Annotated in this window: 7 protein-coding genes; 6 read left to right on the top strand and 1 reads right to left on the bottom strand. The window is 69.9% G+C overall.

The features are described from left to right. From HUV01_RS09070 to HUV01_RS09045, 6 genes are all read left to right on the top strand, one after another. Window positions 1-260: putative dsRNA-binding protein (locus HUV01_RS09070; RefSeq protein WP_254606524.1), on the top strand; the 260-nt coding region annotated here is incomplete at its 5' end. Between the two features lie 123 nt (window positions 261-383). After that, window positions 384-1,322 (top strand): GTPase Era, encoded by a 939-nt coding sequence (gene era / locus HUV01_RS09065; protein ID WP_174297965.1) that lies wholly within the window; start codon window positions 384-386, stop codon window positions 1,320-1,322. Continuing rightward, window positions 1,319-2,653, top strand: a complete 1,335-nt coding sequence (locus HUV01_RS09060; protein WP_174297964.1) for a sugar MFS transporter — start codon at window positions 1,319-1,321, stop codon at window positions 2,651-2,653. The genes era and HUV01_RS09060 overlap by 4 nt, the downstream gene beginning before the upstream one ends. Window positions 2,654-2,779: 126 nt before the next feature. Further along, the gene (locus tag HUV01_RS09055; RefSeq protein ID WP_174297963.1) at window positions 2,780-5,437 is read left to right on the top strand and encodes a putative bifunctional diguanylate cyclase/phosphodiesterase; all 2,658 of its coding nucleotides are present in this window, start codon (window positions 2,780-2,782) and stop codon (window positions 5,435-5,437) included. Between the two features lie 102 nt (window positions 5,438-5,539). Beyond that, window positions 5,540-5,923, top strand: a complete 384-nt coding sequence (locus HUV01_RS09050) for a VOC family protein (RefSeq protein WP_174297962.1) — start codon at window positions 5,540-5,542, stop codon at window positions 5,921-5,923. Window positions 5,924-6,398: 475 nt separating this feature from the next. Continuing rightward, window positions 6,399-8,294: a ribonucleoside-diphosphate reductase subunit alpha gene (locus tag HUV01_RS09045; RefSeq protein WP_174297961.1), complete on the top strand. Its 1,896-nt coding sequence runs from the start codon at window positions 6,399-6,401 to the stop codon at window positions 8,292-8,294. A gap of 96 nt (window positions 8,295-8,390) precedes the next feature. Here HUV01_RS09045 and HUV01_RS09040 read toward each other — a convergent pair. After that, window positions 8,391-8,597: DUF2171 domain-containing protein (locus tag HUV01_RS09040; RefSeq protein WP_174297960.1), on the bottom strand; the 207-nt coding region annotated here is incomplete at its 5' end.

Here is an 8,597-nt window from a genome sequence, read left to right as displayed (position 1 = left end):
TCGTCCGCGCCGCCTGGGGCCGGGGCCCCGACGGGCCGGCGCCGCGCCACCCCAAGTCGGCGCTGCTGGAATGGACCGCCGCTCAGAAGCGCGCGAGCCCGGTCTATGTGATCGACGCCCGGACCGGGCCGGACCATGCTCCGCGCTATCGCGTCAAGGTCAGCGTCGGCCGCGCCTTCGCCGCGACGGGCGAGGGCCGCAGCAAGCAGGAAGCCGAGATCGCCGCCGCCGCCGCGCTGCTGGCGCAAGTGCAGGGATGAGGCGATCCGGACGACGGGGTCGCTCCCGCTTCGCGGTCCCGTCCGCCTTCCTCCGTCCGCCCCCGGATCGTGGATGGCCGGATGCCCTTCGACAAGCCCGGGGCGAACAGATAATGGGATGTGATGACCCTGGAACCCGATCCCGGACGCATCGACGCATCGGCGACGCCCGCCACGCATTGCGGCCTCGTCACCCTCGTCGGCGCGCCCAACGCGGGCAAGTCGACGCTGGTCAACGCGCTCGTCGGCCAGAAGGTCGCGATCGTCAGCCCGAAGGCTCAGACGACGCGCGCGCGCCTGCTGGGCGTGGCGATCGAGGGCGCGACGCAGCTGCTGCTCGTGGATACGCCCGGCATCTTCGCCCCGCAGCGGCGCCTCGACCGGGCGATGGTCGCCGCCGCCTGGAGCGGGACGGAAGGCGCGGACGTCGTCGCGCTGGTGGTCGACGGCAAGGCCGGCACGGGAGCCAAGGTGACGACGCTGGTCGGGCAGCTCGCGGACCGGCCCGAGCGCGTGTACCTCGTCCTCAACAAGGTGGACGTCGCCGACAAGCCCAGGCTGCTGATCCACGCCGAGCGGCTGAACGCGTTGCTGCCCTTCGCCGAGACGTTCTTCGTGTCGGCGGAGACCGGCGACGGCGTGCCCGAGCTGAAACGCGCGCTGGCCGCCACGATGCCGGCCGGGCCGTGGCACTATCCCGAGGACCAGGTGTCCGACGCCACCGAGCGCGCGCTCGCGGCGGAAGTGACCCGCGAGCAGCTGTTCCTCCAGCTCCATGCCGAGCTGCCCCATGCGAGCGCGGTCGAGACCGAATCGTACAAGGAACGCCCCGACGGATCGGTCGAGATCCACCAGCAGGTGCTGGTCGAGCGGCCGACGCAGCGCGCGATCGTGCTGGGCAAGGGCGGCAGCCGTATCCGCGAGATCGGCGCCCGCGCGCGCGCGCAGCTTTCGGCGCTGATGGAGCGGCCGGTACACCTGTACCTGCACGTCAAGGTGCGCCCCGGCTGGGACGAGGACCGCGACGTGTACCGCGACATGGGGCTGGAGTGGGTGGAATGACGGTGTTCGCAGAAGTGCCAGGTCCCGATCGCGATGCCGCCGGCCCTGCCCAGGAGCTCGCTGGGATCGACGCGCCCGATCTGCGCGTCTTCGTATTCGCGCTGTTCTTCGTCTTCGGCGGCATCACCAGCCTGAACGACATCATCATCCCCAAGCTGCGCGAGCTGTTCACGTTGAGCCACGCCAGCGCGATGCTGGTCCAGTCCGCGTTCTTCCTCGCCTACGCGCTGTTCTCGCTGCCCGCCGCCGCGATCGTCCAGCGGCTGGGCTACATGCGCACCGCCACGATCGGGCTGCTGACGATGACGGCGGGTTGCCTGCTGTTCATCCCGGCGTCGCAGAGCGCGATGTTTGGCATGTTCCTGTTCGCGCTGTTCGTGCTCGGCGCCGGCATCACGATCGTGCAGGTCGTGGCCAACCCGCTGATCTCGCTGCTGGGCAAGCCGAGGACCGCATCGAGCCGGCTGACCTTCGCGCAGGGTTTCAACTCGGTGGGGACGACGCTGTTTCCGCGCGTGGGCTCGACGCTGATCCTGGGTACGATCGCGAGCGTCAGCGCGGCCTCGCTGACCGGCGCGGCGCTGGATGCGTACCGGGTCCAGTCGTCGCGGGCGATCGTCCACACCTATCTCGGCCTCGCGGCCGCGCTGCTCGTCATCGCGGGCGTGGTCTGGACGCGCCGCCACCGGCTGCACGAGGCGCAGGACCAGGGCGCGACGCTCGCCGTCGCGCTGTCGCTGCTCGGGCGGCCGCGCTTCGCGATGGGGACGGCGTGCATCTTCCTGTACGTCGGCGCGGAGGTGTCGGTCGGCTCGCTGATCGTCGCCTATCTGGCGCAGCGCGACGTATGGGGGGTGAGCGACGTGGTCGCGGGCAACCATGTGCCCTATTACTGGGGCGGGGCGCTCGTCGGGCGGTTCGCGGGCGCCTGGGTGCTGCGGACGGTGTCGTCCGGCAAGGCGCTGGCCGGGGTCGCGACGGGGGCGATCGCCCTGATCCTGGTGGCGGCGAACGGCGTCGGCGCGGTGTCGGGCTGGGCGCTGCTGGCGATCGGGCTGACCAACGCCATCATGTTCCCGACGATCTTCAGCCTGGCGAGCGAGGGGCTGGGCGCGCGCGCCGCGGAAGGATCGGGCGTCATCGCCACCGCGATCGTCGGCGGCGCCGTGGTGCCCTATTGCACGGGCCAGCTCGCCGATGCCGCCGGACTGCACGTCGCGTTGCTGCTGCCGGCGCTGTGCTATGCGGGCATCGCCGCCTATGGCCTGTACGCGCGCCGGCCCTTCGCGGCCGCCCGGGGCGCGAGCGGCGAGCCTGTCCGGGCGGGGTAGCCCGACATCGACCCGCCGGGCGGCACGGCGGCGTCCACCGCCGCGCGATGCCGGCAAGCGCCGTTCACACCATCTTAGCCACGTCCCGTCGCCCTACCGAAACCACCCTCATGCGAGGGCGCGTTCATGAGTGACCTCAACCCGCCCTCCTTTCCCGACACCATACGCGGCCTGGCGCGCGATTTCGGACTGGTCGAGGACGAGCGCGAGCCGGTGGTCGATGCGCAGGCGGCGCAGCTCGCACAGGCCGCCTCCGCCTGGCCATTCGCGCTGGCGGCGCAGCTGCTGGCGCTGGGGATCGTCGCGGGTGCCTGGCTCGCGCCGGGCGGCGGCCCGTCCCGCAGCATCCTGGCGATGCTCGTCGCCACGCCGGCCACCGCAGTCCTGCCGTGGATCGTCCTTGGCGTCGGTCGGGCCTGGCCGGCGTGGCGGCGGCATCGCATCCTGATGCCCGCCGCCGCGATGCTGGCGAGCGCGCTGTTCGCGCTGTTGTGGTCGACCAGCGTGCTGCCCGATGGCCCGGGGCGGCTCGGCGCCTTCGTCGCGGTCGCCGGCGCCATCGTCATATCGGCGGTGCTGCTGCACCCGGTGAGGATCGCGACGATCGGCCTGGGAGCGGGGCTGGTCGCAGGCGTGCTGGTTCTGGGCGCGAGCCTGCCGATCGCCGGGGTCGCGACGGCCTTCTTCGGCTGCCTCGCGATCGCCACGCGTCGCCTTGCCCGGCGCGATGCCCGTCAGGCGATGGCGCGAGCCGGCGAGGCGAGCGAGGGCCAGTTCGCCGCCCGCATGATTGCGGAGTTCGAGGACCACGGCACCGGCTGGTTCTGGGAAACCGATCGCGCGGGCTGCCTCACCTATCTGTCGCGCAAGGTCGCCGACGAGCTGGTCCGAGTGACGGGCACGGAACCCTTGGGCCACTCGCTGGTCGAGCTGTTCCGGATCGACTCGGCGGCGCCGGCGACGGAGCGTACGCTCGCCTTCCATCTGTCGTCGCGCACCTCGTTTTCCGATTATTCGGTGCGGGCCGCCGCCGATGAGACGGGTGCGCGCTGGTGGTCGATCTCGGGCCGGCCGATGACGGACGATCTCGGCCGGTTCCAGGGCTTCATCGGCTCGGGCAACGACCTGACCGAAAAGCGCCGGGCGGAGGCGGAGATCACACGGCTGGCGCTGTTCGATGGGTTGACCGGACTTGCCAATCGTCAGCGCATGCGCGTGTCGCTCGACAAGACGCTCGCGCCGCAGGCCGGCCCCTACCGCGCGACCGCGCTGTTCCTGCTCGACCTCGATCGCTTCAAGGCCGTGAACGACACGCTGGGTCACCAGGCGGGCGACGAGCTGCTGAAACAGGCGGCGCAGCGGCTGCAGCGATGCGTGGGGGAAAGCGGCCTGCCCGGCGGCCTGTGCGGCCGGCTGGGCGGCGACGAGTTCCAGGTACTGCTGCCCGGCATCGACGCGCGCGAGGCGCTGGCCGACCTTGCGCGCACGATCATCGCGTCGCTGTCGCAACCCTACCACGTCGCGAGCCAGTCCGTGACGATCGGCTGCTCGATCGGCATCGCCATCGCGCCGCGCCAGGATTCGGATGCGGAGGCGCTGATCCGCTCCGCCGACCTCGCGCTCTACGCCGCCAAGGGCGACGGACGCGGCGTCCACCGCTTCTATAGCGACGACATGCTGGCCGGCGCGCAAAGCCGCCGGTTGCTGGAGGACGACCTGCGTCACGCGGTCGCCACGGGTGCGTTCCACCTTGCGTACCAGCCTGTCGTGGCGACCGCCGATGCGCGGGTCGTCGGCTACGAGGCGCTGTTGCGCTGGGATCACCCGACCCGCGGCGCGATCAGCCCGGCGCTCTTCGTGCCGGCGGCGGAGGAGTGCGGGCTGATCGGCGCGATCGGCGAGTGGGTGCTGCGCACCGCCTGCGCGGAGGCGGCCGCCTGGCCGGGCGACGTGCGCGTCGCGGTGAACGTGTCGCCGATCCAGTTCGCCAGCCCCGCTCTGCCCGCGCTGGTGGCGAGCGCGCTCGCAAGCACGCAGCTCGCGCCCGCGCGGCTGGAGCTGGAGATCACCGAGGGCGTGTTCCTGGACCAGACGCGGTCGTCCGACGCGATGTTCGCGGCGCTGAAGGGACTGGGCGTGCGGTTGGCGCTCGACGATTTCGGCACCGGCTATTCCAGCCTGGGGTACCTGCGCACCGCCCCGTTCGACAAGATCAAGATCGACCAGAGCTTCGTGCGCGGCGCGGCGCAGGCGGGGAGCCGGAATGCGGCGATCATCAAGGCGATCGTGACGCTCGCCGATACGCTGGGCATGGAGACGACGGCGGAAGGGGTGGAGATCCAGGACGAGATCGACCTGGTACGAAGCCTGGGATGCAGCCACATCCAGGGATGGGTCTATGGCAAGGCGGTGCCCGGCGAGGAGGCACGCCGCCAGCTCGCCGCCGCCGGCGGTCACGCCGCCGCCTCCGGCTTCAGGGTCAGCCGCAGCCCGCGGACGACGATGCTGCGCTCGGCGCGCATCGAGCTTGGGCAGGCGCATGGCGACGTGCGCATCCGCAACATATCGTCCACCGGCGCGATGATCGACGGCCTCGACCCCGGCGTCGAGGCGCGGGGGGACGGAGGGCCGGGCATCGAGGTGCTGATCGAGCTGCTCGAGGACCAGATGTTCCCCGCCACGCTCCGCTGGGCGGAGGGTGGCCGCGCCGGCCTGGAGTTCGCCGAACATTTCAACCTGGAGCGGCTCCACTCCGGTCGCCTGCCCCGGCGCCACGCCGGCTGACCGGAGCTGTCCGACTCCGATCCGACCCCCAAGTTGACGGGTCCGGTGCCGCGCGCGAAGGCTCGCACCGTCCCGCATGGCGCGAGGAGGAGGACCCCCCCCATGTTCAGCCACATCATGATCGGCAGCAACGACCTCGACCGGTCGCGCACGTTCTACGACGCGCTGTCCGCCGCGACGGGCGGCAGGCCCGGCACGATCGATCCCCGGGGCCGGCTCGTCTATGCCCGGAACGGCGGCCGGCTGATGCTGACGACGCCGATCAACGGCGAGCCCGCCACCAGCGGCAACGGCACCACGATCGGCTTTGCGATCGACGATCCGGATCAGGCCGCCGCGTGGCACGCGGCCGGCCTCGCCAATGGCGGCACCGCGATCGAGGACGCGCCGGGCCGGCGCGAGACGCCGTTCGGCAGCCTGTATCTTGCCTATCTGCGCGATCCCGACGGCAACAAGCTGTGCGCCCTGCATCGGGTGGCGGGCTGATCGGGAGCCGTCGTCCCCGCGCAGGCGGCAAGGCCGCGTTTCCCGCGGCGGCGGGGTCGGCGGCGGCACCGGGAAGCGGTTCGTGCCGGCACCCGGGCTGCCGCGCCGCTTCCCGTCGGGGCATCGGTCGCGAGTCGAAAAATAATTGTGTTGCGGCTTCGTTCCCTTGCGTTTCCCACAGGCCCCGGAAGTCCGCGCGTCGCGGCGGGCGACATGCGGGAAGGCCCGGGCGGACGCGTGCTCTATGACCTGGCGGGGCTTGCGGGTCGTGGCGGCTTACCCCAATCCGTTGTGGTGAGACTTGGTTGAAAGCCCAAGTTCTGGTGTCGAAGATCATATTTGCGAAGATGAAGAAGCAACCGGCATGACCGGATGGCAAGGCATGGACCTGTTTTGTTCTGGATCATGCCGCCGCGGCTGATACGATGTCCGCGGCGCATCTGATTCGAACGAACAGTGAACATGAAGTGCCACCATGGATTTCAGCGATGGGAATGATGTGAGCAGCGAAACGATCGAACGCCCGACCGGCAGCGATGTCGGAGCACCCGCCCCGGGCTCCCGCCCGGCGCCGGCGGCTCGCCCCTACCCGGTCGAGGTCGACCACGGCCGCGACGCGCTCCTCACCGACTTCGGCAAGGAGACGCTACGCGATCGCTATCTCCTGCCCGGCGAGGGGTTCCAGGACCTGTTCGTCCGCGTGGCGTCCGCCTATGCCGACGACGCCGCGCATGCGCAGCGATTGTACGACTATGTCTCGCGGCTGTGGTTCATGCCGGCGACGCCGGTGCTGTCCAACGGCGGGACCGGGCGCGGCCTGCCGATCTCCTGCTACCTCAACTCGGTGCCCGACAGCCTGAACGGCATCGTCGATACCTGGAACGAGAACGTCTGGCTCGCCTCGCGCGGCGGCGGCATCGGCACCTATTGGGGGAATGTGCGCGGCATCGGCGAACCCGTCGGGCTTAACGGCAAGACCAGCGGCATCATCCCGTTCGTCCGCGTGATGGACAGCCTGACGCTCGCGATCAGCCAGGGCAGCCTGCGCCGCGGCTCGGCCGCCTGCTACCTCGACGTCAGCCATCCCGAGATCGAGGAGTTCCTCGAAATCCGCAAACCGTCGGGCGACTTCAACCGCAAGGCGCTGAACCTCCACCACGGCGTGCTCATCACCGATGCGTTCATGAAAGCGGTGCGCGAGGGTGCCGAGTGGCAGCTGAAAAGCCCCAAGGACGGATCGGTCCGCCAGACGCTGGATGCGCGCTCGCTGTTCCAGAAGCTGGTGGAGACGCGGCTGGCGACCGGCGAGCCGTACATCGTCTTTGCAGACCATGTGAACAAGGCGATGCCCAAGCATCATCGCGACTTGGGGCTGAAGGTATCGACGTCGAACCTGTGCAGCGAGATCACGCTGCCGACGGGCCGCGACCACTTGGGCAACGATCGCACCGCGGTCTGCTGCCTCTCCAGTCTCAATCTCGAGACCTGGGACGAGTGGAACGCCGATCCGCGCTTCATCGAGGACGTGATGCGCTTCCTCGACAACGTGCTGCAGGACTATATCGACCGGCATGAGCCCGGCATGGAGCGCGCCGCCTATTCCGCGGGCCGCGAGCGGTCGGTGGGCCTGGGCGTCATGGGTTTCCACTCGTTCCTCCAGGCGCGCGGCATCCCGTTCGAGGGGGCGATGGCCAAGAGCTGGAACCTGCGCATCTTCCGCCATGTGTCGGCGCAGGCGTCGAGCGCGTCGATGATGCTGGCGCACGAGCGCGGGCCTTGCCCCGACGCGCAGGACATGGGCGTCATGGAACGGTTCAGCTGCAAGATGGCGATCGCGCCGACCGCGTCGATCAGCATCATCTGCGGCGGCACCAGCGCGTGCATCGAGCCGATCCCCGCCAACATCTACACCCACAAGACGCTGTCGGGCAGCTTCTCCATCAAGAACCCGTATCTGGAGCGACTGCTGATCGCGAAGGCCAGGAACTCGGATGCGGTGTGGAACACGATCCTGGAACAGGGGGGCAGCGTCCAGCACCTCGACTTCCTGTCGGCGGACGAGAAGGACGTCTACAAGACCAGCTTCGAGATCGACCAGCGCTGGGTGCTGGAACTCGCCGGCGACCGCACGCCGTTCATCGACCAGGCGCAATCGCTCAACCTGTTCATCCCCGCCGACGTCGAGAAGTGGGACCTGCTGATGCTCCATTTCCGTGCATGGGAACTGGGGATCAAGTCGCTCTACTACCTGCGCTCGAAGAGCATCCAGCGCGCGGGGTTCGCTGGCGGGGTCGAAGCGGACAACACGATCGAGGCGCCCAAGTACGAGTTCGAGACGACGGACTACGACGAATGCCTGGCGTGCCAGTGAGGTGGGCGAGCTGAACGTGGCTGATCCCACGCCCCCTCACCCCTCCGGCCCTGCGGGCCTCCCTCCCTCTCCCACGAAGGGAGAGGGAAAGTGAGTTCAAGCGTCCTCTTCCAGCGTCACCGCGTTCGCGCCGGTCGCCGACAGCCGCACCACGCCCTCCTCGACCTCGGCCACCAGACCAAGCGAGATGTAATGATGCTTGGCGCCCTGTCCGTCCTCGGTCTGGGGCGAGTCGTTCTTGGTCAGCTTGATGCGGTCGCCCTGGACGTGGTCGACGGTGCCGACGTGGACGCCGTCCGCGCC

Source organism: Sphingomonas bacterium, assembly GCF_903643035.1.
Lineage (GTDB): Bacteria > Pseudomonadota > Alphaproteobacteria > Sphingomonadales > Sphingomonadaceae > Sphingomonas.
Note: the sequence above shows the minus strand (reverse complement) of the source record. Positions and strands in the feature narration are given on the sequence as shown.

What these genes read in the sequence shown, in the direction of transcription:
- era (WP_174297965.1), top strand. Translation starts at nt 384, where the DNA reads ATGACCCTGGAACCCGATCCCGGACGCATCGACGCATCGGCGACGCCC.
- HUV01_RS09060 (WP_174297964.1), top strand. Translation starts at nt 1,319, where the DNA reads ATGACGGTGTTCGCAGAAGTGCCAGGTCCCGATCGCGATGCCGCCGGC.
- HUV01_RS09055 (WP_174297963.1), top strand. Translation starts at nt 2,780, where the DNA reads ATGAGTGACCTCAACCCGCCCTCCTTTCCCGACACCATACGCGGCCTG.
- HUV01_RS09050 (WP_174297962.1), top strand. Translation starts at nt 5,540, where the DNA reads ATGTTCAGCCACATCATGATCGGCAGCAACGACCTCGACCGGTCGCGC.
- HUV01_RS09045 (WP_174297961.1), top strand. Translation starts at nt 6,399, where the DNA reads ATGGATTTCAGCGATGGGAATGATGTGAGCAGCGAAACGATCGAACGC.